Annotated in this window: 19 protein-coding genes and 1 tRNA gene; 15 read left to right on the top strand and 5 right to left on the bottom strand. The window is 39.2% G+C overall.

Annotated features, from left to right (window positions below):
- Positions 1-644 precede the first annotated feature (644 nt).
- The 6 genes from NLF99_RS13805 to NLF99_RS13780 all read left to right on the top strand — a co-directional run bounded on the left by NLF99_RS13805 (position 645) and on the right by NLF99_RS13780 (position 5903).
- Positions 645-2198 (top strand): PglZ domain-containing protein, encoded by a 1554-nt coding sequence (locus NLF99_RS13805; RefSeq protein WP_185213895.1) that lies wholly within the window; start codon positions 645-647, stop codon positions 2196-2198.
- 12 nt (positions 2199-2210) lie between these two features.
- Positions 2211-2621 carry a tRNA (adenosine(37)-N6)-threonylcarbamoyltransferase complex ATPase subunit type 1 TsaE gene (tsaE, locus tag NLF99_RS13800; RefSeq protein WP_254529001.1) on the top strand — a complete coding sequence of 137 codons (411 nt, stop codon included), beginning with the start codon at positions 2211-2213 and terminating at the stop codon, positions 2619-2621.
- A gap of 63 nt (positions 2622-2684) precedes the next feature.
- Positions 2685-3233: an RNA polymerase sigma factor gene (locus NLF99_RS13795; RefSeq protein WP_302328333.1), complete on the top strand. Its 549-nt coding sequence runs from the start codon at positions 2685-2687 to the stop codon at positions 3231-3233.
- On the top strand, positions 3230-3976 hold the full coding sequence (locus NLF99_RS13790; RefSeq protein WP_254528999.1) for a hypothetical protein: 747 nt from the start codon (positions 3230-3232) through the stop codon (positions 3974-3976). Before NLF99_RS13795 ends, NLF99_RS13790 begins: the two co-directional genes overlap by 4 nt.
- 1 nt (position 3977) lies before the next feature.
- On the top strand, positions 3978-4796 hold the full coding sequence (locus tag NLF99_RS13785) for a PorT family protein (protein ID WP_254528998.1): 819 nt from the start codon (positions 3978-3980) through the stop codon (positions 4794-4796).
- A gap of 60 nt (positions 4797-4856) precedes the next feature.
- Positions 4857-5903 carry an ABC transporter ATP-binding protein gene (locus tag NLF99_RS13780; RefSeq protein ID WP_254528996.1) on the top strand — a complete coding sequence of 349 codons (1047 nt, stop codon included), beginning with the start codon at positions 4857-4859 and terminating at the stop codon, positions 5901-5903.
- Positions 5904-5912: 9 nt separating this feature from the next.
- On the opposite strand, the gene NLF99_RS13775 is transcribed toward NLF99_RS13780, so the two are convergent.
- Both NLF99_RS13775 and NLF99_RS13770 read right to left on the bottom strand, forming a co-directional pair.
- On the bottom strand, positions 5913-6779 hold the full coding sequence (locus NLF99_RS13775) for an alpha/beta hydrolase (protein WP_254528995.1): 867 nt from the start codon (positions 6777-6779) through the stop codon (positions 5913-5915).
- Positions 6780-6782: 3 nt separating this feature from the next.
- Entirely contained in the window at positions 6783-7994 is a 1212-nt protein-coding gene (locus NLF99_RS13770) for an alanine dehydrogenase (protein ID WP_185213888.1), read from the bottom strand.
- A gap of 129 nt (positions 7995-8123) precedes the next feature.
- On the opposite strand from NLF99_RS13770, the gene NLF99_RS13765 reads away from it, so the two are divergent.
- The 4 genes from NLF99_RS13765 to NLF99_RS13750 all read left to right on the top strand — a co-directional run bounded on the left by NLF99_RS13765 (position 8124) and on the right by NLF99_RS13750 (position 12330).
- Complete coding sequence (locus tag NLF99_RS13765; RefSeq protein ID WP_185217369.1) at positions 8124-10049, top strand: nucleoside-diphosphate sugar epimerase/dehydratase; 1926 nt, start codon at positions 8124-8126, stop codon at positions 10047-10049.
- Between the two features lie 82 nt (positions 10050-10131).
- The gene (locus NLF99_RS13760; protein WP_185213886.1) at positions 10132-10809 is read left to right on the top strand and encodes a tetratricopeptide repeat protein; all 678 of its coding nucleotides are present in this window, start codon (positions 10132-10134) and stop codon (positions 10807-10809) included.
- 170 nt (positions 10810-10979) lie between these two features.
- Positions 10980-11468: a 6,7-dimethyl-8-ribityllumazine synthase gene (gene ribH / locus NLF99_RS13755; protein ID WP_185213885.1), complete on the top strand. Its 489-nt coding sequence runs from the start codon at positions 10980-10982 to the stop codon at positions 11466-11468.
- A gap of 142 nt (positions 11469-11610) precedes the next feature.
- Positions 11611-12330 (top strand): hypothetical protein, encoded by a 720-nt coding sequence (locus tag NLF99_RS13750; RefSeq protein WP_185213884.1) that lies wholly within the window; start codon positions 11611-11613, stop codon positions 12328-12330.
- A gap of 59 nt (positions 12331-12389) precedes the next feature.
- Here the strand turns inward: NLF99_RS13750 and NLF99_RS13745 are convergent, their stop codons facing one another.
- On the bottom strand, positions 12390-13262 hold the full coding sequence (locus NLF99_RS13745; RefSeq protein ID WP_254528994.1) for a LysR family transcriptional regulator: 873 nt from the start codon (positions 13260-13262) through the stop codon (positions 12390-12392).
- An 87-nt stretch (positions 13263-13349) separates the two neighbouring features.
- On the opposite strand from NLF99_RS13745, the gene NLF99_RS13740 reads away from it, so the two are divergent.
- Positions 13350-14075 (top strand): class I SAM-dependent methyltransferase, encoded by a 726-nt coding sequence (locus tag NLF99_RS13740; protein WP_254528993.1) that lies wholly within the window; start codon positions 13350-13352, stop codon positions 14073-14075.
- A 96-nt stretch (positions 14076-14171) separates the two neighbouring features.
- Here the strand turns inward: NLF99_RS13740 and NLF99_RS13735 are convergent, their stop codons facing one another.
- A complete protein-coding gene (locus tag NLF99_RS13735) occupies positions 14172-16658 on the bottom strand; it encodes a beta-N-acetylhexosaminidase (RefSeq protein ID WP_254528992.1) in 2487 nt (828 codons plus the stop codon).
- Between the two features lie 114 nt (positions 16659-16772).
- On the opposite strand from NLF99_RS13735, the gene NLF99_RS13730 reads away from it, so the two are divergent.
- Positions 16773-16844: transfer RNA gene (locus tag NLF99_RS13730), tRNA-Glu, on the top strand.
- 232 nt (positions 16845-17076) lie between these two features.
- A complete protein-coding gene (locus NLF99_RS13725) occupies positions 17077-17742 on the top strand; it encodes a hypothetical protein (protein WP_254528991.1) in 666 nt (221 codons plus the stop codon).
- Here the strand turns inward: NLF99_RS13725 and NLF99_RS13720 are convergent.
- A complete protein-coding gene (locus tag NLF99_RS13720; RefSeq protein ID WP_254528990.1) occupies positions 17702-18760 on the bottom strand; it encodes a helix-turn-helix transcriptional regulator in 1059 nt (352 codons plus the stop codon). The genes NLF99_RS13725 and NLF99_RS13720 overlap by 41 nt on opposite strands.
- Before the next feature lie 136 nt (positions 18761-18896).
- On the opposite strand from NLF99_RS13720, the gene NLF99_RS13715 reads away from it, so the two are divergent.
- Together NLF99_RS13715 and NLF99_RS13710 are read left to right on the top strand one after the other, a co-directional pair.
- Positions 18897-21374 (top strand): TonB-dependent receptor plug domain-containing protein, encoded by a 2478-nt coding sequence (locus NLF99_RS13715; protein WP_254528988.1) that lies wholly within the window; start codon positions 18897-18899, stop codon positions 21372-21374.
- 19 nt (positions 21375-21393) lie between these two features.
- Positions 21394-22635, top strand: a complete 1242-nt coding sequence (locus NLF99_RS13710; RefSeq protein WP_254528986.1) for a DUF4374 domain-containing protein — start codon at positions 21394-21396, stop codon at positions 22633-22635.
- Positions 22636-22681: the final 46 nt, after the last annotated feature.

Below are 22681 nucleotides of genomic sequence, written 5' to 3'. Positions count from 1 at the left end.
TAGTGATTAAAATCTAGTCTCACCCACATGTACTATACTGTATATTATGGCTAAGATACGGGCAAAGATACATACATGGTACTTAATAAATGTTAAAAAAAATCCAAAAAGAGGCAATTTGTCAGTAAATACCTAGAATCCATTACAACGATCCTAATATTTCAAGTACATTCCTGTAAAAATTTCAAAAAATAATCCCTCAACATCCTGCTCTTTCCTTACCCAATCAAAAGATTATCAAGGCAAAACAATCGATACAGTAGCCTAAATACTGGAAATTATCACCTTTCCTTCTTTACTATGAATCCAAATGATCGCTTTGTCACAAGACCTAATTTTTTTTCCTTAATCAGAGGCTTTTTCCTCTTGATCGGCCCAAAATCCAATTGGATTCAGAGATATTTCTGACCATGGTCTTCGGACCTGGCTTTGACCTCGTTCGAGACACATTCGGAAAATTCGGAATGTGTCTCGAATGAGGTCAAAATATAATCCAAAATTGAAAGCCTTTTGGACAGCCACCCATCTGCGGATAAAACCTGGCATTAATTCTTCTCGATAGATCGATTCGCTAAGATTAATAACGAAAAGACAACGGCAAATCCCTTTAAAAGCTGTAAATTAGCTTTTCTAAGGATTGATACATGCAGAAAATACATATACTTTGGGCTGATGACGAGATTGAGTTCTTGAAACCGCACATCTTGTTGTTAGAACAGAAAGATTATAAGGTAAAGACCGTTAATAATGGTTCTGATGCTGTTGAGGCTTTTCAAAACGAACCGTTTGACTTAGTTTTCCTCGATGAAAACATGCCGGGTTTAACAGGTCTTGAAACGTTGGACAAGCTTAAGGCCATCAATCCCTCCATACCGACGGTTTTGGTCACCAAAAACGAAGAAGAACACTTGATGGAAGATGCCATAGGTGCCAAAATCGACGACTACCTGATCAAACCCGTTAACCCAAAACAGATCCTATTGACCATTAAGAAGTTCACAGAAAACAAACGCTTGGTTTCTGAACGCACTTCCATGGCCTATCAACAGGATTTCCGTGAGTTGGGCATGCGCATGAACGACAACCTCAACTTCCAACAGTGGGTAGATGCCTATAAAAAACTACTCTATTGGGAACTCTCCTTAGAAAAACTGGAAGATGCAGGCATGCATGAAATCTTGACCATGCAAAAATCGGAGGCAAATCTGCTCTTCTCGAAATTCATTGAAAAAGAATACCTCAGTTGGATAAAAAATCCGGAAAACGGACCGATCTTATCCCATCAACTCTTCAAGAAAAAGGTATTCCCTAAAATGGAAGCTGAAAAGCCAACATTTTTCTTCCTGATCGATAACTTAAGGTACGATCAATGGAAGGTAATCAATGAGGTGATGACCGATTATTATCGGGTGGAAGAAGAAGATAGCTATTATAGCATCCTTCCTACCGCAACACAATATGCCAGAAATGCCATCTTTAGTGGATTGACCCCATTGGAAATGGAAAAACGTTTTCCGAAAGAATGGCAGAACGATGATGATGAAGGCGGTAAAAACCTTTATGAAGATGTGTTTTTAGCGGATCAGATTAAAAGAGTCTATCGTAAGGATATCCGACATAGCTATACCAAGGTCATTACCATGGATCAAGGCAAGGACGTGCTGGAAAACATCAACAAATATATGTTGAATGACCTGAATGTCCTGGTCTACAATTTCGTGGATATGCTATCTCATGCCCGTACGGACATGGCCATGATCAGGGAATTGGCCAATGATGAGGCAGCATACCGCTCATTGACTTTATCTTGGTTTGAACACTCCCCATTATTAGATGTTCTAAAATGGCTTTCGCAAAAGAATGTCCGGGTGATCATCACTACAGACCATGGAACCATCCGTGTCAAGAAACCTAGCAAGATCATTGGCGATAGAAATACCAACACTAACTTAAGATATAAGCAAGGTAAAAACCTGAATTATATCGACAAGGATGTATTTGTAATCAAAAATCCATTGGAAGCTCAGTTACCAAGGGTCCACATGAGCTCAACCTATGTTTTTGCCAAAGAAGACACCTATTTTGTCTATCCGAACAATTACAATCAGTTTGTACATTATTTCAATGGTACCTTCCAGCATGGAGGGATATCCTTGGAAGAAATGATCATTCCATTCATCACGTACAGTCCTAAATAACAAAACAGTAAAATGGAATATAGAGTTGCGAATACAGAAAGCCTACCTGCAGCTGCAGCATGGCTAATTGAAAACGCAGGTGATAAAAGAGTGTTTGTTTTTCAAGCGCCAATGGGAGCTGGGAAAACAACCTTTATCAAGGCTATCTGTGCCTACCTACAGGTAGAAGACAGTACATCTAGCCCTACATTCTCCATAGTGAATGAATACCATTCGGAGAACGGGCCAATCTATCATTTCGATTTCTATCGATTGAAAAGCGAACAAGAGGCTTTTGATCTTGGATATGAAGAATATTTCTATTCTGGGGATTATTGTTTTATTGAATGGCCGGAGAAAATCCCGAATCTAATTCCGGAAGATGCTGCCGTCATAAAAATAGAAGTTACTGAAGATCAGAGTCGAACTATTATATTGAAATAAATTTTATTTCCGATGCAACCCTTTTAGGCTGAAGGGCGTCTTTTCAATAAACCAGATCACAAATTGGAGCCTAATAAAGTTATACATATATGGGAGCGGTGCAAGTCCAGGGAGCGGCAAGCTCAATCGGAACTGTATCATTACTTTTCAGCTAAAATGTATGCTTTATGTTTAAGGTATGCAAAGGATCAAGATGAAGCAGCTGACATTTTACAGAACGGTTTCATCAAGGTATTCAATAAGTGTGAGCTCTATGAGGGCAAAGGTTCTTTGGAAGGATGGATACGTCGCGTTATGGTCAATACAGCCATTGAAAGTCACCGCAAGAATAAGGTGCGCTTTCTGTCAACGGATGAACTCAGCGAAAAGGAATTGGAAAAAGCAGGGTCCTTTTCGTTAAATCATTTGGACTACAAAGATTTGCTGGCATTGATCAAAAAACTCCCATTGGGATACCGTACCGTATTCAACCTGTATGCCATAGAAGGCTACAACCATAAGGAGATTGCAGAAATGCTGGAAATCAGTGAAGGCAGTTCAAAATCTCAACTTTCAAGGGCCAGGCTTTGGCTGAAAGAGCGCATTCAAAAAATGGAGGAATTAGGAATATGAAAGATCAAGAAATAGATAAATTGTTTTCAGATGGTCTTCGAGATCAGGAAACTACCCCACCGGCATCGATCTGGAAAGGAATAGAGTCAAAACTTGACGAAGAAAAAACCATTCCTTTCAAAAGGAAAAACAATCTTTATGTCTGGATGATTGCAGCTTGTCTGACTTTAGCCTTAGGAATATCCTTAAAAATGTTCCTTTTCCAAGATAACTCAGCAGAAAAAAAACCTGCTCAAATAGCGCAACATGAGGACAAACTGATAAACGATAAGGAGACATCAATTTCAGAGGATTTAATTCCTGTAGAAAAAGAAAGTAAGGAAGTACCAGTTTTGTTAACCTCGAATCAGCCTAGCAAAATTAAGGAGGTTCAAAAGAAACAAACTGAAAATAAACCAGTTATTCAGGCTAAAGACACGGAACGAGAAGACATGATTGTCCCCTCGCAAGAATTAAAGCTTGTAACGGCAGTTGAAATTGATGATATTGAGCAAGAACCAAACGAATTAGCTACAGTTGAGGTGGCTCCGATCCAACCTTTGGTCAACATCATTGAGCACGAAGAAGTCATGTATGCAGAGGTAAAAAAGGAACCTAAGAAAAAACAGACCATCTTCACCAATATCCTGAATACCTTGTCAGACAACCTTAACCCTTCTTCTAAGGCGGTAAGATTCAGTTCTGACGAAGAAGGAACCATTAGTGTAGATTTATTTAACAGCATCGCAAAAACCAGAAGATAACATGAAATTTAGAATTTTTTCAACACTCATCTTTGCATTAGGCTTGATTAGCTTTTCTGCATCTGCCCAAGAAAACAATGAAAAAGAGAAGAAAGACAGTACGGGAAATACCCATAGTAGTAGCTACGATTTCTCTTTTACCCTAGGAAAAGAAGACAAAGAGAATAGGGATTCGAGTAAAAAAGAGATCAAATATCCAAGGACTTATGGTGGATTGACCTTCACCCGAGTTGATTGGGGATTCTCAAGGCTTTCCGATGATGGTAGTTTCACGTTGTCAGAGCAAAACCAATTCTTGAGCTATAAAAAAGCTTCCAACTTTGGGTTTGATATTGCACAATTTGGGGTAAGGTTCAACGATAACTTCAAGGTTTACCTTTCGGCAGGTTTTGAATGGAATTACTGGCGTCTTAAACAGAATGTTCTACTTCTGGAAAACGTTTCACCATTAACCTACGAGCCTTTGGATAGCGATGCAAATTATTCAAAAAATGTTTTTACTTCCACGTATTTGCGCCTTCCACTTTCATTTGAACTGAGAAGTAGACAGCTAAGCAATGGAAAAAGAGTAAAACTTGCGTTCGGGGCGATGACAGGCGTATTATTGAAGGGAACACAACGCTTGAAGAGCGACGACAACGGAAAGCAGAAATTTAAGGATACCTATAACTTGCAGACTTTTCAATATGGCCCATTTGTGCGCATTGGATATGACGATTTTGGCTTGTTTGCCAAGTATTATATGAACAATCTGTTTGAAAAAAGCCCAGCCCAAGAGGGTGTCAAAAACATCGCTTTTGGATTGACTCTAGGTTTTTAATAGAAAAAACGATTCGTAAACTGTATTTTTGTGTCGGGTTCAAAAGATCCGACACTTTTTATGGCTCAACAATCTAACTCTTGTCAATATATTTTTTCTGATGTTCAAAAACCTAATCTTCCCTTAATTCATGGGGAGAATGTTTCTGCTGTTTTTGAAGGAAACCTTATCGTTACTGCGGTAAGTCAGGTGAATTTTGGCATTGAAGAGGGCAAGATCACAGCCATCATCGGCGAGTCAGGAAGTGGAAAAAGCACCTTGCTAAAGTTGATCTATGGACTATTGGAACCTAATACCGGCGAAATAAGGTATAGAGGTTGGTTGGTGCCAACCCGAAAAGACAAATTGATTCCGGGACATGATGCCATGAAATTGGTTTCTCAGGGATTTGATGATCTAAACCTTTATGCCAAGGTATGGGATAATGTAGCCTCCCAACTCTCCAATACCAACCTAGAGCTGAAGGCAAGAAGGACACAAGAGGTTTTGGAACAATTGCGCATTGATCATCTTGCGCAAAAAAGGGTTGCCGATCTCAGTGGAGGTGAAAAGCAGCGCGTTGCTATTTCCAGGGCATTGATCAATGATCCTGAGGTTCTATTAATGGATGAACCCTTTAACCAAGTGGATGCTGCATTCAGGGATGAACTGCAACAGGATATACAGAACATTGTCAAGAACACTGGATTGACCGTCATTCTGGTTTCGCATGATCCAGCAGAGGTATTGGCCATGGCAGACTATCTCTTGGTGATGAAAGCAGGAGAAATAGCGGACTATGGAAATCCAAAAGAATTGTATGCTACTCCGAATACGCCATATACAGCTAGATTATTGGCAAAAAGCAATGTATTGACCGTTGCTGCAGCCAAAAACCTAGATATTGAAACCAATTCCTTGATCTCAATCCTTCAGGAAAACGTCAGCTATGAAATCAATGCGGACGGAAAGTTCTGGATCAAGGATATTAAATTTAGAGGTTTCTATAATGAGTTGGTCCTTGGAAATAATGAGTTGACCCTACATATGGTACAGTTTCCAAAGGTAGAGATCAAAAAAAATACGAGAATCAATATCCTCGTATCAACATATCATCAGTTTCAATAGAAACTGGGTTTATTTACTTACGTTCAACAGCCATTCCATCATAGCAGCAAACCAATCCCTGTTATCCGTTTTATTGATCAGGCCAAATCCATGACCACCTTCTTCGTAGGTAAAGATTGGGTTCGGAATATTATACATGCCCAAAGAATCCTGATACCTATAACTATTTTCAATCGGTACTACCTTATCATCTTTGGCACTCATTAGGAAAGTAGGCTGATTGTTTTTGTCCACTTGTTTTTCCATAGAGAACAGTTCTACATCTTCTGCTGTGAATTCAGGACCTATCAGGTTGTTTTTGGAACCCTGATGGGTAATGGTAGAATCCATGGAAATAACGGGGTAACACAGAACGGAGAAATCGGGCTTCAGGTTTGCCTGCTCCAAAAACTCAGTTTGCGGGCGATCGTATAGATTTGATAAAGTTGCTGCCAAATGCCCTCCTGCAGAGAAGCCAATAACTACTACTTTTTTATGGGGATTTTCAGATCTGATCTGTGCTATGGCATACTGTGCATCTTGAAGCGGTCCAAAACGTTTATCCTCCATTGTGGCAACTTTAGGAAGCCTATAAAAAAGCACGTAGGCTGTATAGCCTAGGTCATTTAGCCTCTTAGCTACATCATGACCTTCGTGGTTGATCGCCACTCCAGCATAACCACCTCCTGGAATCACCAAGAACACTAGATCTTCTTTTTCTTGATTGGCTTTATGGACATATAATTTCGGTTTATCCAATTCTTCGAGGGAATCCACAGGTAATTTAGATTTGGGAATTTCCTCGTTCCCATACAGATACCTCATTTGCCCCGTATCTTGGGCCTTCGTATGCCATGCAATCATGCTTAAAATAAATAGGATTAGATATTTTCTCATCGTTTATAAATTCGCCATGACGATTAAGTTCAGGTCCTTGCAAGGCAACTGGAACTTCTCGCTCATGTCTTTGTTAGTTAGGTTTCCGTGATATAAATAGATTGCACTGCGAATGCCTTGGTTTGCCCAGATCATATTATTCATTCCGCCGGCTTCGCCAATTTCGATCAATATTGGAGTAAAGATGTTCGTTAAGGCATAAGTAGCGGTTCTGGCCACCCTAGAAGCGATATTAGGCACACAATAATGGATGACATCATATTTTCTGAAGGTGGGTTTATCATGGTTGGTCACTTCGGATGTTTCAAACACCCCGCCTTGGTCGATACTGACATCTATCAAAACCGAATTAGGTTTCATTTTGGATACCGTGTCCTCAGATATCAAACAAGGGGTTCGACCGTTTCTCGCCCTGACCGCACCAATGACAACATCACAGGTACGTACTGCCTTATTAAGAACAATAGGTTGAACCACGGAAGTGAATACACGACTGCCTACATTACTCTGTAAGCGTCTCAGCCTATATACAGAGCTATCAAAGACCTTGACCTGTGCGCCCAGTGCAATAGCAGTCCTTGCTGCAAATTCACCCACCGTGCCGGCACCAATGATAACCATTTCTGTTGGTGGAACACCAGTGACTCCACCTAACATCAATCCTTTTCCATCAAAAACATTGGATAGGTATTCTGCTGCAATCAGAACGGAGGTCGCTCCGACGATTTCGCTCATTGCACGGACAACGGATAGATGTCCGCCCTCATCTTGTAGATATTCGAAGGAAAGCGCGGTAATCTGCTTTTTCATCAAAGCTTTCAGGACTTCAAGCTTCATCAATGAAGGTTGCTGGGAACTGAAAAGCACCTGTCTGTTTTTCATGAGCTCCACCTCTTTCAAGGTCGGGCTGGAAATCTTTATGATCAGGTCAGCTTTATAAACTTCTTTTTTGTCGTATACGATACGAGCTCCTTGCTCACTATAGTGATGGTCCTGAAAGTTGGAAGCATCACCAGCTCCCGTTTCAATAATGATTTCATGACCATTTTCAACCAACAATCCTACAGATAGAGGGGTTAGTGCAATTCGGTTTTCTTGGAAGGTATTTTCTTTAGGGATACCGATAGTTAGACTACCTTTTTTTCTGTCTTTTGAAAGCATAGCTTCCTTAGGTTGTAGTACTCCTTCTTGAGCTAATTTTGATACATTTATCATTTACGTAAATATAATGCAAGTTAAAAATACGCAATAATATTTCAACAAATAAAGCTTAAACGATTATATTTGGTTAAAATTAAAATAATAAACTATAATAATCGTAAGTTTACAAACTAACCCGTTACGATGAGAATAATTAAGCCGTTGAATCACATCAAGATAGTTCCTAGATGGATTATTTTTATGTTTGACATAGCCGTATCAGCCTGTGCCTTCTTACTTGCATTTACCCTTTACAACAACTTCAACGTAGATTCTTTCTCAAAAACGGACTTCTCAATTGAGTTCTTATTTTGCATGACTTTAACTGCCATTTCCTTTATGGTATTTAAGTTATATAGTGGAATTGTCAGGTATACCTCTGCGGTAGATTCTATCCGTATTTTATCGACGATCGTATTCACTTCGATCATCATGTTTATCGCTAAGTTAATCTTTATCGCGTTACAAATACATATCAACATTCCGACAAACCTGATCATCATTTATGCTCTATTTGCTTTTACGGGTTTAACCACCTACCGTACCTGTATCAAAATCTTCTTTCAGTACACGAAATCTACGAGAAATGGCCGTAAAAATGCCATCGTATATGGCGCTGGGGATTTAGGTATAGCTGTTAAAAGAACTTTTGAGCATGATTTCCGTTCTGAAAAGACTATCGTAGCCTATATAGACGATAATGAAGAAAAAATTGGAAAATCCATCGATGGGCTTAAGATCTATGGTTCTAAGGATTTCACAAGGGCCGTCCATAAATTTGGCGTTGATGAATTGATCATTGCTTCTTCCAATATTGATATTGATATCAAGAACAACATTATTGATCAAGCATTGGAACATAATATCACGGTTTTGACCTTGCCTCCGGTAAGCAAGATTATCAATGGTGATCTATCCCCTGCACAGATCAAACAGATAAAAATTGAGGATCTATTGGAACGTGCGCCGATCCAGATTTCCAATGAAAAATTAATGGATCAATTACGTGGGAAACGCGTATTGGTTACAGGTGCTGCAGGTTCAATCGGAAGTGAGATCTCTAAACAGCTTGGAAAATACGAACCGCAAATGATCATTCTTTGCGACCAGGCAGAATCTCCTTTGCACAATTTACAGTTAGATCTCCAAGATCAATTCAAGAACCAGATCTATCATTCGTATATAGCAGATATCAGAAGTGAAGAACGGATGCGACTGCTCTTCGAGACTTTTAAACCGCATTATGTTTATCATGCCGCAGCATATAAACATGTTCCAATGATGGAAAACCACCCTAGTGAAGGGGTGAAAACCAATGTTTTCGGCACTTATCTATTGTCTAATTTGGCGGTTGAGTTTGATGTTCAAAAATTTGTTTTTGTCTCTACTGATAAAGCGGTTAACCCAACCAATGTCATGGGAGCAACCAAGCGAATTGCCGAAAAGTATGTTCAATCCCTGAACAACTTCCTGACGACTGTCAACGGTATCAAATCGACAAGGTTCATTACTACCCGATTTGGAAATGTATTGGGTTCTAATGGCTCGGTAATCCCAAGATTTAAGGATCAAATTGAAAAAGGTGGTCCAGTAACGGTCACCCATCCTGATATCACGCGATATTTTATGACCATCCCAGAGGCTTGTCAATTAGTGATTGAAGCTGGAAACATGGGGAATGGCGGTGAGATCTTTGTATTCGATATGGGCAAATCCGTAAAGATCGTCGATTTGGCTAAAAAGATGATCCGTTTATCAGGCTTTACCCCTTTCAAGGACATAGACATCAAATTTACAGGATTAAGACCAGGTGAAAAGCTCTATGAGGAGCTATTGAATGACCTTGAAAACACGATGCCTACGCATCATGAAAAAATCATGATCGCCAAGGTTCGTGAAAATGATTTTGAGTTAGTAAAAAATGAAATACACGTTCTATCCAAACAGCTGGACAGCAACAACAGCCTTAATATAGTGCGACAAATGAAAGTCATGGTTCCGGAATTCAAAAGCCAGAACTCCATTTATGAACAATTGGATCAGGAAACCATGGTCAATGTCAACCCGTAAGGCTGTTAAATATTTTTCCTAAATTATTGCAAGTATTCTTTAAAAGTGTATTTTTGCGTTCCGTAATCTATTAAAACTAAGAATGTCACAAAATAATCAAAACGGTTCTTCAGCGGTAAAAACAGGGCCGAAGAAATCATTTTTCCAAGAAAATGAAAAGAGTATCATCTTTATTGTAGCAGGTATCGTTGTATTGATCCTTCTATATTTTGGATACCAAAAACTATATCTGGCACCAAGAGCAGAGAAAGCTGCTAACCAAATGTACCAAGCGGAATATTACGCTACTATTGATTCGCTTCAGAAAAAAGCTATCGATGGTGATGGTTCATTCCCAGGTTTCAAAGAAATTGCCGACGAATATTCCAACACTAAATCTGCAAACGTAGCGAATGCTTACCTAGGTGGACTATACTTGCGTCAAAAGAACTTTAAAGAAGCAATCAAATACCTAGAACAATATACAGAGACTGGAAGTCAAGTATTGGACCCATTGGTTATCGGTCTTTTAGGTGATGCATATTCAGAAGAGAAAATCTATGATAAGGCGGCCAACTATTACAAAAAAGCAGCTGATAAGAGTGCTAATGCTTATACTACCCCAATCTTCTTAAAGAAATTAGGTTTGGTATATGAAGAATTACAGGATTACAAAAATGCTGAGGTTGCTTACCAACGAATCAGAGATGAGTATCCTGAAAGCGCTGAATCTACAACTGTGGATAGCTTTATCGCTCGCGTACAGGCTAAACAACAGTAATAGTACTAAATCTAAGTACTAAGTAGTTAGTAGTTAGTAATTAGATATTGAAATACTTTTAAGTAAAGGAATTAATACCAGGAGGTCAATAAGCATTGACGGAATACCAAAAATATTTTAATTAACTTTGAGGGCTACCTTTGGTAGCCTTTTTATTTTAATTTATATCTATGTCGAGTACATTAAAAAATCTATCTGATTTTTCCCATTTACAGGTGGGCAATGCTGAGAATCTGAAATTTGCGATTGTAGTTTCTCAATGGAATGCCCAAATCACAGGAGCTTTATTGAATGGAGCATATAAAGGATTATTAGAAAACGGAGCGAAAGAAGAGAACATTGAATTAATTGAAGTACCTGGGAGCTATGAATTGATCTCAGGGAGCGACATTGCCTTGCGTAATCAAGAATTGGACGCCGTGATTACCTTAGGCTGTGTAATCCAAGGTGAAACAAGACATTTTGACTTTATCTGTGATGCGGTAGCCAATGGTATCGCGCAGGTAGGGATCAAATATAATAAACCGGTAATTTTTGGCGTATTAACAACAGACAACCAAGAACAGGCATTGGACAGAGCAGGTGGCAAGCACGGAAATAAAGGTGAAGAAGCTGCCATTACGGCAATCCAAATGGGCCTAATCCATAAAAACCATTAATGGTATTGTTTTTGATATCTAGGAGGTTATGAAACAAAATACACATACGGACCAGGCAACTCAATCATTCCCAATTTGATTTTGGGGTTGCAGCATTATGCACGTAGTGAATTCCTCTCATATTATCACAAAATTCAGTATTATGAAACAACAGAAGAATATAGTTTTCTATATCTATTTAATATTTGCTGCCATCACTATTTCTCCAGCAGTCCTATTGGCGCAGTCCAATGGCATTGTCGATAAAATCTGGAATGCAGTAGGTGGTAAGAACAAATGGGAAACCACAAAGTATATTATGTTTACCGTATCGGGGAACAGCAAATACCCTGCTATCAGCGGAAACAGAAAGTTCTTATTGGATAAACAAACTGGGAATGTTCGTTTTGAAGGTACGCTGAACAATGAAAATGTAGTAGCATTGTTAAATGTTCAGAACCAAAAATTAAACCATGTATATGATGAAAATGGTGCTGAAATGGCCGTACAGACCTATAAGGAATTATTGCCTGATTTGATCGCTCAGTACAACATTGACTTGAAGGTGCTTTCTTTACCGATCACCATTATGTCGTCAAATATCAGTTCGCAGAGCAGTAGCAAGATCATCAATGCAGAGAAACTTCAGAAATTGGACTTCTCGAATTTCTTAGGTAACTCAGGAAGCTTTTATGTCAGTGAAGAGTCTGGGCTGGTGAAACGTTTGGACTATGACAATAAGAGCTATTTGGTGAACGGCTATAAGGATATTGGTAATGGGTTGATCTTACCTACAACCTTTAAAGCGACTTCGGATAGCATTACCTATCAAAAGGTAGCATCTTTTACAGAAATGGAACCAGAGAAGTTCAAATCCTTTTAAGGATCTAAAACTCTCAATCTAAAGGATATTATAAGGCCATTCAATAACTTGAATGGCCTTTATTTTTGAATCTTTATGATCCTTTCTATGATCTGCATCAAGCCTGTCCTAGAGTTATCCTGATGGTAGGCTAGATAAACATTGCTCTCCACTTTTTGTTTCAGATTAGAAGAGCTTAATACCGAAAGGTCTGACATGTCTTTAACCATACTCAATGGTGCAATGGCATAACCAATATTTAGCTTGACCAGTTCCAAGATAGCGTTCATATTGTTGCATTGATGCTTTACCTTGGGTTCAAATCCTAATTTATTGCAAAACTCTTCGCTGTGCCTAAAATACTCAGGAGCGTAATCTTGGTTAAAAGAGATATAATCCATTTTGCTTAATTGATCCATGGATGCTGGTCTATAATTATTGGCATTCCCCACGATACACAGTTCATCCTTGAACAATAACTTTTTGACCACAACTGCATTTGGGCTGTGGCTACGGATAATGGAAAGATCCAATTTACCACTTTCCAAAGATGCGATTTGCGATTGGCTGGAAGCCTCAATAAGATTGACCTGCATATTTGGAAAGCTAATTTTGAGTTCTTCCAAGATTCTCGCAATAAGTCCCTTTGGTGTGGAGCTGATATAACCTAAACGCAGTTCACCTGACACCTGCTCATGGATCAGTCTGGTTGTATTCTTCACCTGTTCCAAATGATCGATCAATTCATTGATTTGCGCATAGAAGTACTGCCCTGCTTCTGTAAGTTCTACTTTTTTGTTGTTCCTGTGAAAAAGATCGACCTGCAATTCATTTTCGAGCTCCTTAATCTGCCTGCTCAGCGGTGGCTGGGAAATAAAGAGCCTTTTGGCTGCATTTCCAAAATGAAGTTCTTCTGCCAAGGTCTTGAAATAGAATAAATGTCTTAGCTCCATGATACCTAAAAAGTATTGTACTATGATAAAAATAGTATTTTTTAGGTATAACTGAATCCGATAAATTTGGATATAGAACAATAGATTATGGAAAAATCAACATTAGTAGAAATAGAACAGCGGTTTGATGCCGATGTGGAGCGTTTTGCAAATCTGGAAACCAGTCAGGCGAATACCATCGATGCAGTATTGAATATGGAATTGATTACCGATGGAATCAGGGATATGTATCCGAACCTCAAAAACATATTGGACATCGGCTGCGGTGCGGGTAACTATGCCATCAAGACCCTAATGAAAAGCAATAATAAGGTCAATGTTGATTTAGTCGACTTAAGTCAACCTATGCTGGACAGGGCAAAACATAGGGTTCAAGAACATACTGAGGGCGAAGTTCAAGTTTTTAAGGGCGATTTTAGGTCCATTGATTTACCCAAGGGCAAATATGATGTGATCATTGCAACCATGGTCTTACATCATTTAAGGGATGATGAAGATTGGGAAAAGGCATTTATGAAACTCCATGGTTTGCTGAACGAGGGTGGAAGTATCTGGATTTTCGACATCGTGGAACAAAACAGTACTGAAATCCAAAAATTCATGTATAATGACCGATATGGGGAGTTTTTAGTGAAATTGAAAGATAAAGCCTATCAGGAACATGTTTTCGCCTATATAGAAAAAGAGGATTCTCCAAGGCCCCTAATCTATCAATTGCACTTGTTGGAGAAGGTAGGTTTTAAAAAGGTCGATATATTGCACAAGCATTTATGCTTTGCTTCGTTTTTGGGATTTAAAGGTGAAGAGATGTGAGATATGAGACAGTGGAAAGGCTTTTTCAGATAAGAAAGGAGAACATCCAAGGTTATAGGATTAATAGCCTTGGATGTTCTGCATTTTGATAGTATTTTATTGGGCTAGGTAGGTTGATACTCTTCCTATCCTGCCTTTATCGTCTACTACAGCCAAATTGATCTTGTCTCCTTTTTTGACCTGGATTCCATCTATAGGGAATCGCTGTGATCCTGAATTAGGTTCTGAACCATCAAGGGTATAGAAGATATCAAAGCCTGGATATTCAATATTTGCTTGGATTTTGTTCCCTTTTTGGACAACGCCTACGGAAGGTAATCTATAGTTGAACCCATCAGCGATTAGGTCCAGTTTCGGAAGTTCCTTCTTTCCTACTTTATTGACAAAATCGGAATAGCTTTGAGCAAAGGCCTTCTTATCAAATTTGGAGTCCTCCTCCCACACTCTTTTAGGAGCCCAAGCGCGCTCAGACAAAGCATATAACCTTGGGAACAACATATAGTCCATGCGTTCTGGGGTCAATACGGTCTCTGCCCAAAGAGCGGCTTTAATACCTAAGAGATTAGATTTTCCTTTTTCGGTCAACCTTACTTTGGAAGCCAGGTATTTCGGTTCCAATTTCTTGCCAGGTTCCGTAATGGCCATATTGGAGAAAAAGTTCTCAGGCAACAATGAAAAGGAATGATAAAGATCGGATATTGCGGCCCATTTTAATCCAGGCTCCCTGAAATCACGGTCCCAGACCATATCCAGGTAGAGATTAGCTGCGCTGATGAACATGGTCTTGTATCCAGCATTGGCCAATTTATAGACTAAATCCTCATGGCCTCCCCCGATTACGTTGTTCCATACATCAAGATGCATATTGAGATGAGCCAACTCCTCATTGACTACCATTCCAGAGCCTTTATTGACCATTCCGAACTCTTCCCATCCAGCCATGATCAACCCTTTGGAGGCACAGATTTCGTTGATCTTCTTGACGTAGTATGGCCAAACCTCATAAACAGTTTTAAAGCCTTCTTTTTCCATCAGGGCCTGGATGGCCGGAGATTTCTCCCATGAACCCGCTGGAACCTCATCTCCTCCCAGGGAAACCACCTCTAACTTCAAGCCAACCTCATCATACATCTTCTTGATATCGTCCAATACAACGTCTAAAAAGCGGTAAACGGAAGGCAAGGCCGGGTTCATCACATTATCGTCCCAGTATTGCGCCGAACTGTATTCGGATTTGTCCTCGGCTTCGTAAAGTAAGAACTCTTCTGCTTCTTGGGTTTTACCAGCTTTCATTAACCTGTTGTACCGAGTTTCCATTGATTTGATGGCAGCTCGTGCATGACCTGGCGTTTCAATCTCTGGAATGACGGAGATATAGTTTGCCGCAGCATATTTCAATATTTCCTGAAATTGGGCTTTGGTCAAGAAATGACCTTCAGTCACGTTCGTTCCAGATCCATAGGCAGGTTGAATACTCGTCCCGTCCTGATAGAAAGGTGATCGTTGGGAGCCAATTTCTGTCAACTCCGGTAAGGATGGGATCTCTAATCGCCAACCTTCATCATCAATGAAGTGCAGATGGAGTTTGTTGACCTTCAATTGAGCCAATACATCAATGTATTTTTTGATGGTTTCAATACCCTTAAAATTACGGGCTATATCCATCATAAAACCACGGTATTCGAACCTTGGTTTGTCATTGACTTCCAAATACGGAAGGCTTACATCTGCCTTGCCCTTCAATTGTTCTGCAGTAAGCAAGGACTTGATGGATTGTAGAGCATAGAATGCTCCAGCTGGCTCGCTCGCTTCAATAGAAATGCCTCTGTTGTCTATTTTTAGATTGTACTCCTCATTAGCCATTCCTTTTTTATAGAGGATCTTGATGTTGGCATCCCCTTCATTTCCGTTGACAAAATTGAATTGGCTCAGTTGCTGAGCGAGTTCCTGGAAAGGCTTTAGAGCAAAGTTGAAATGTTCATGAACATAGTAACTGACATCGGAATTGAATTTATAAGTCCCTTTACCTACTTTGATATGGGCAGGTGTGGGAAGAATCAACTGCTCACCCGAAGAGATCCTAGAAGCATTCTTTTCAAAGAGTTCGTTTAGAAATTTGTTCTGTTCCTCGGAACTGAGATGCAGCGGAATCACCTGCGGATGTCCGATATTGATGATTTCCTTGGGATTATCTCTGTTTTGAAGGTAAAAACCATTTGGAGTAAGGGAGGTATGGGTAATTGGATAGGGTGATTTATAATCGATCACCAAGGAGTCTTTCGCTTTGATGAAGGATTGATCCGTAAAATCGATGGAATATAAGTTTCCGTTGCGGTTATGTATCGAATAACCATCCACACTTTTCTCTTCAATGGGATACATGGAATTGAACCAAAGGTTGTATCCTTTAAGGTTCAAATTCTGCATGTCATTGTTTTTTACAATGATCTTTAGTGCTAGATTATCTTTGGGGTTATAATTTTCATTGAAATCCCATTTTACTTCCAGATTATTCTTTTGGGCCTGCACTTGGCCAGCCAACAAAAGAATTCCGCAGAGACTTAGGGTTTTAATTAGTTTCATATGATGTAGTTTACAGCTTAAAAATAGCACCTTAAAAGGGAATCAGCAATTTTTATGAAAAATATTTTGTGTTAATAAAAGTAAATTCTATATTTGCACACCGGAAAACAAAACGGCCCGTTCGTCTAGGGGTTAGGACGCAAGATTTTCATTCTTGAAACAGGGGTTCGATTCCCCTACGGGCTACAGAAAAAAGCGACTTGAAAAGGTCGCTTTTTTGGTTTAAAGAAATTGGTAGATATCATTCAGACCAATGGCCTATTTCCCGCCCTAAAATTCCCTTTATCAATTCCCAAAAATTAATGGTTTTTAAGTATTGTTTGCCTTTTGGCTCTCTTCTAATTTTATAATATCGAATGCTGCCTATAAAACCTTAGAAATTCGAATGAATTAAGTCACATTGTAATATTAGAAGATCATGAAAAATAAATCAATTAAATGGAGCTCAATAATCCCTTTTTGTTGTTTAGTCCTATTTGCTTCCTGTAGCAAGGATGAAGATGGAAGTAAACATGGAACCTTAGTCTATGAGGAGAATTTTAATGGGAATAGCGGATGGGTAACTGGAAATGAAAACCAGGGGTTCAATTCTGAAGAGAAAGATGGCCATTATGTGGTAAGTTATAGGATTAATTCAAATCATGTCAATGGGAATACTGCTCCAAAAAGCATATTTGGACAAGCTAAAAAACAAATTCTCGAGATAGGATATAAACAAACCGCAGGAGTAGGAGATCCTGCGATATTTTATGGTCGATTGGAAAAGGGCTATTTATCTTGGATAGTTTTAAATGCTAATATTGGCTACACCGTTTTCAAACATATCGACGGAGATTTTAACCTGATACAGGATTGGACTAAATCATCTGCCATTCAAGGAATAGGAAAAACTAATATTTTACGGATAGAATTTGAAAATGGCAAAGTTGATTTCTTTATTAATAATACGCGGCTCTATACCTGGAACAACAGTGGTCTATCAGGTTTAGACCAAATTGGACTTGGAGCTGCTAATTACACAGACAATAACGATGAAGTTACCCTCATTGAATATGATTACATAAAAGCTTGGATTGAGGAATAGACGTACTCTTATTATGAATATCTAGCATGAACTGTTTTGGGGTGTCGCCATAGTAAGTCCTGAACACTTTGATGAAATGTGGAACACTGCTATACCCCAAAATACATGCTATCTCATTAACATTTAAGTTTTCATACAAAAGCTGTATAGCCTTCTCCATACGCATCTGTATAACAAGACCGTAAATGGTCTTTCCAAATTTTTTCTGGAAATCTGCTTTTAGTTTTCTTTCATTCAGCATAAACCGCTTTGCTAAATCTGCACTTGATGGAGGATTTTCTAAATTTTGAACAAGGAAAGATCTAATTTCTTCAAGTCTATTGTTTGAATTAGAACCCTTCGCTGGGACAACCTCTCCGGTATTGGTTTTCTGATATATCACAAACAGCAATTCTTTCAATTTAAGCTTCAGGTAATGATAGCGATGATGGACAACACTTTCATTATTCATGATTTCCTGCAGGATTTTCAAGATACCTAAATCCATAAATAACGTTTCATTCGGCCGATTCTCAGGTTTTCCACCCAGAATATATTGATGAAACGGGTCGTTGTCTATCCATTCTTCATCTTTTAATAATTGCAAATAAAAAGAATAGGTCATTTTTATGATGATATAATGTACCTGATCATTTTTCTCTATAACAATCTCTCCTCCTCCCCCTTGGGTATCTAAAAAGTTCCGTTGTAGCATCCCTATCCGATGTGAATAGCTTTCATTTCCAGCGCCATTGTTCACATGTGAGTTTCCTTTCAGATAAAAGAAGAAGCGGACATGGGGTTTCTCGGTCGACCATGTATTGGTCAGTGAACAGCAAGTATCCAGGTTAACCTCGGCGATATGCAATCCTTTTGCAAGCTGTGTTTTGCAGCATACTGTTATCCCATTCTGTTCATAGTCAAATTGATTGTCGTATACTGATTTATCATCATTTGTTGGATTGTCCTCTATAAAATTGTCGTATAAAACTCGTCTCAATTCAGTGATTTCTGAACGCACTACCATCCCTTTTTTCATTACTTTTTGTCCCGGATTTCGCTAAATATTTTCTATTGTAACTATAACTTTGCAAAGTTATTTATAATTAATCTAAATAGCAATAGGTTATTTATAACTAAAAGTTTTAATAGTTATTTCAATATTTTACTCAACAATGAAAAAAGTGTTACTCCTGATAATTATTATCGGATTATCAGCCCTCCAAGCTTTCCCTCAATCATCAAAAATAACTGGACATGTTTTCAACCAGAAAGGTCAAGTGATCGACCATGCTTCTGTACGCATATGTAAAACCGACCACCATTCAGAAGTTGATAAAAACGGTAGGTTTATCTTGTCGACTTCTGCAGGTGAATATGAACTTTCAGTCTCAGCAATAGGATACAAAAGTCAGCTTAGGCGGATAAAGGTTCATGACAATGAAAACATCAATCAGGTATTCTATCTTGAGATTGACCCAAGTACCAATATAGATCAAGTTGTGGTTCAGGGAAAAAGTGCGGTACAGAAAGTCCGCGAAACTCCATTCAATGTGGTGGCCATAGATGCAAAATCTCAGTACAATTCCACATTAGATTTAGCGCATCTATTAGATAAGGCTTCAGGCGTAAAAATTCGTGAAACGGGAGGTGTTGGTTCCGATATGAACATTACCCTGAACGGCTTTACTGGGAGAAACATCCGAGTCTTCATCGATGGAGTGCCTATGGAGGGAATGGGGTCTGCCTTTCAACTGAACAATATCCCTGTGAATGCCGCTGACCGCATTGAAATATACAAAGGAGTTGTGCCTATTGAATTTGGCTCAGACGCATTAGGTGGAGTTATCAATATAGTCACCAACCAGTCTGCCAATACATCCCTGGATGCATCCTATTCCTATGGATCTTTTAATACCCAGAGAAGTAACCTCAGTTTGAACCACACCTTCAAATCGGGAGTCTCACTCCAATTGAATGCTTTTCAAAATTATTCTGACAACAATTATAATGTAAAGACATCATACCGGATTTTTGCTAAGGACAATTCACCTGGATCCGAAGGAGATAATTGGCAAACCGGATCTGCATGGTCTGCAGACTCTTCTTGGTTCAGACGCTTTCATGATCATTACAGGAACGAGACCTTAATCGCCAAAGTAGGTGTGGTTGGTAAGAAATGGGCTGACAGAATGTTATTTGGGTTAACGATGGGACAAGTTCATCGAGATATCCAACATGGGTCTGAAATGAGGTATGTGTTTGGCGAAAGGACTGCATTCAGCAAATCTATCCTGCCCTCTTTCGTTTATGACAAAAGGAACCTATTAATTGAAGGATTAAGCGTCCGAGCAACAGGGAATTACAACTACGAAAAAGCTGGGAGTATAGATACTTCTGCTTATAAGTACAGTTGGGATGGCTCTAAAAAGAAAATGGCGGACCTAAGAGGGGTCAATGCAGCTTATGGTGAAGCAAGTCTAGGAATGGCGGAATATTCTAACAGCAACCAATCAGCATCCCTAGGTATCGGTTACCGCATCAACAAGAGTCATTCTGTTAGCATCAATAACAACCTCTCCTTTTATTCCAGAAAACCAAATCTGGAAAGTATTGCAAATGACCTTTACCCAGAACTTCCAAATGCAGCAGATAGCATGACCAGAACAAGTCTAAAGAATTCTTTGGGCTTTGAGTACAGATTTACCTTCAGGAAAAAATGGAACACCATCGTATTTGGAAAGCATTACTTAAACAGAGCAACCGGCCCACAAACCAACGAGGAATTAATAACTTCTAAAAGACAGGAAAACGCCTCTAAAACAGGTTACGGTATTGCGAGCAATTATTTCTATAAAGACTTCCAATTTAAAGCCTCTGCTGAAAAGGCATATCGATTGCCGAATGATCGCGAATTATTTGGCGATGAGCTTTTAGATGAAGGAAACATCACGTTACAACCGGAAGAGTCCAACAATTATAACCTGGGCATTACTTTCAACAAGGAAATCAGCCCTTCATACAGCTTGTTTCTTGACTGGGCGGGATACCATAGGGACACCTATAATTTCATCCAACGATTGCCAGGCAGAAAAGGAGATGCAATAAATGGTGAAACTGTATTCCAAAATAGGAACCACGGGCGAGTGACCAGATGGGGAACTGATTTTGAAGCACGCCTATACTATAAAAACAGGGCTTCTATAGGAGGTACATTTACTTACATGGATATCAGGGACAAGGCCCCTTTCTCCAACCTTGCCGAAACACAACCCAATGGCAACTATGGTTACCGAATGCCCAATCTGCCTTACTTCTTCTGGAATGTTGATGCCACCTATTACTTCCACAACCTTTTCGGTAAAGGAAATACCCTAAACCTCAATTACACCCTAAACTTTGTGGACAAAATCTACCTGCATTCCTATGCCTATGCCGATAGGGCATCCAAAGCAATTGTACCTCAGCAATTATATAGCGACTTCTCCGCAAGCTACATGCTTAAAAACGGTAAATACAATATCAGTGTGGAAGCCAGAAACCTAGCAGACGCCATGCTCTATGATAATTACAGCTTACAAAAACCGGGAAGAAGTTTCGCTGTAAAACTTAGGTATTACTTTATAAAACGCAATAACTCATCAATAAATTAACATCAATAATTTCATAAAAATGAAAAATCAATTAATCAAACAATCATGGATCTATGCAATGGCAATTTTAACCCTAGTTGCCTGTACAGAAGAAAACCCAGTACCTCCAACACCTGTAAAGGAGAACAAAGAAGGTAAATTTCTGGTTGCTGTATCGGTCCCTGGTTCAACTACCGCTACTTACTTCCTTCCTGCAAACTCTTTGGCAAACGAAAAAGACAGTATTTCACCAAAAGGAACCGGTTTGGAGTTCACAAATACATTCACGCAGTTTATGTCATATGGACATGTAGGCCTGGTTGGAATCAAATACGGACGTGGAGATGCACATATAGGGCAACGTTTCACTATTAATCCATCTGGAGCTGCCATGACTGTGGGGAATCAATTCGAAATCCAAAACGGATTCGTAACGGCTGGTGTTGTTGGTGATTATGCCTATACCATCATGAGTGGATATAGAGCTGCTGATAAAACCGTAGGAACCATGAACCGTATTGGACTTTCAGCGGGAGAACCCCAATTCCAAACGTTCAAAGTCAATCAATTTAATGGATTCGAAGGTAAGAATGCCGCATTGATAGGATTAGCAGATGGTAAAGACGATGCATTCTATACCAGTCTGCACTTCCACGAAAACACGGATATCGACAATGTTGTGGTAGCAAAAATAAACGCTAAAACATTAAAGACCGAAGCGGTCTATAGCGATTCACGTCTATCTATTTCTGGAGGTTTTTACCGTTCAGCTAGATATTCCCAAATCGGTGTTGCTTCTAATGGTGATGTCTATGTTTTCTCGGGCAATAACTTCGGAACTAAAAAAGCAGGAGCTTTGGTTATCAGAAAAGGCGAAACTACTTTCGACAAAGGGTACTTCTGGGATTTAGAAGCAGCATCTGCTGGTTATAGGTTCAGTAAAGTGTGGCCATTATTGGATGATATATTCTTGATTGAATTCTACAACAAGAAATATGAAGCTGGAAAGCAACCTGGAATGGATGCTTCCTCCCAATATGCGGTGGTAAACATGAAGGAGAAAAAATTCAATTGGGTAAAGGGAATCCCAACCTACAACAATATGCCATCGGGACTTAGCTGGCCATATGTATTTGAAGGCAAAGCTTATGTCGGACTAACGGAACTAGATAAATTCCCACAATTCTATGCTATCGATCCTCAAACAGGTACTGCTAAAAAAGGATTGGTTGTCAAAGATGCCAATGAAATTCAGGCAGCAGCCTTTATTGAAAAGAAATAAAATTTGTTTATGGTAATAGTAAACCAGGTCAGGATCAATTCCTGGT

The organism is Sphingobacterium sp. LZ11T8 (assembly GCF_024261425.1).
Lineage (GTDB): Bacteria > Bacteroidota > Bacteroidia > Sphingobacteriales > Sphingobacteriaceae > Sphingobacterium.
This window is presented reverse-complemented; position numbering and strand designations above follow the sequence as displayed.

What these genes read in the sequence shown, in the direction of transcription:
- NLF99_RS13805 (WP_185213895.1), top strand. Translation starts at nt 645, where the DNA reads ATGCAGAAAATACATATACTTTGGGCTGATGACGAGATTGAGTTCTTG.
- tsaE (WP_254529001.1), top strand. Translation starts at nt 2,211, where the DNA reads ATGGAATATAGAGTTGCGAATACAGAAAGCCTACCTGCAGCTGCAGCA.
- NLF99_RS13790 (WP_254528999.1), top strand. Translation starts at nt 3,230, where the DNA reads ATGAAAGATCAAGAAATAGATAAATTGTTTTCAGATGGTCTTCGAGAT.
- NLF99_RS13785 (WP_254528998.1), top strand. Translation starts at nt 3,978, where the DNA reads ATGAAATTTAGAATTTTTTCAACACTCATCTTTGCATTAGGCTTGATT.
- NLF99_RS13780 (WP_254528996.1), top strand. Translation starts at nt 4,857, where the DNA reads ATGGCTCAACAATCTAACTCTTGTCAATATATTTTTTCTGATGTTCAA.
- NLF99_RS13775 (WP_254528995.1), bottom strand. Translation starts at nt 6,779, where the DNA reads ATGAGAAAATATCTAATCCTATTTATTTTAAGCATGATTGCATGGCAT.
- NLF99_RS13770 (WP_185213888.1), bottom strand. Translation starts at nt 7,994, where the DNA reads ATGATAAATGTATCAAAATTAGCTCAAGAAGGAGTACTACAACCTAAG.
- NLF99_RS13765 (WP_185217369.1), top strand. Translation starts at nt 8,124, where the DNA reads ATGAGAATAATTAAGCCGTTGAATCACATCAAGATAGTTCCTAGATGG.
- NLF99_RS13760 (WP_185213886.1), top strand. Translation starts at nt 10,132, where the DNA reads ATGTCACAAAATAATCAAAACGGTTCTTCAGCGGTAAAAACAGGGCCG.
- ribH (WP_185213885.1), top strand. Translation starts at nt 10,980, where the DNA reads ATGTCGAGTACATTAAAAAATCTATCTGATTTTTCCCATTTACAGGTG.
- NLF99_RS13750 (WP_185213884.1), top strand. Translation starts at nt 11,611, where the DNA reads ATGAAACAACAGAAGAATATAGTTTTCTATATCTATTTAATATTTGCT.
- NLF99_RS13745 (WP_254528994.1), bottom strand. Translation starts at nt 13,262, where the DNA reads ATGGAGCTAAGACATTTATTCTATTTCAAGACCTTGGCAGAAGAACTT.
- NLF99_RS13740 (WP_254528993.1), top strand. Translation starts at nt 13,350, where the DNA reads ATGGAAAAATCAACATTAGTAGAAATAGAACAGCGGTTTGATGCCGAT.
- NLF99_RS13735 (WP_254528992.1), bottom strand. Translation starts at nt 16,658, where the DNA reads ATGAAACTAATTAAAACCCTAAGTCTCTGCGGAATTCTTTTGTTGGCT.
- NLF99_RS13725 (WP_254528991.1), top strand. Translation starts at nt 17,077, where the DNA reads ATGAAAAATAAATCAATTAAATGGAGCTCAATAATCCCTTTTTGTTGT.
- NLF99_RS13720 (WP_254528990.1), bottom strand. Translation starts at nt 18,760, where the DNA reads ATGAAAAAAGGGATGGTAGTGCGTTCAGAAATCACTGAATTGAGACGA.
- NLF99_RS13715 (WP_254528988.1), top strand. Translation starts at nt 18,897, where the DNA reads ATGAAAAAAGTGTTACTCCTGATAATTATTATCGGATTATCAGCCCTC.
- NLF99_RS13710 (WP_254528986.1), top strand. Translation starts at nt 21,394, where the DNA reads ATGAAAAATCAATTAATCAAACAATCATGGATCTATGCAATGGCAATT.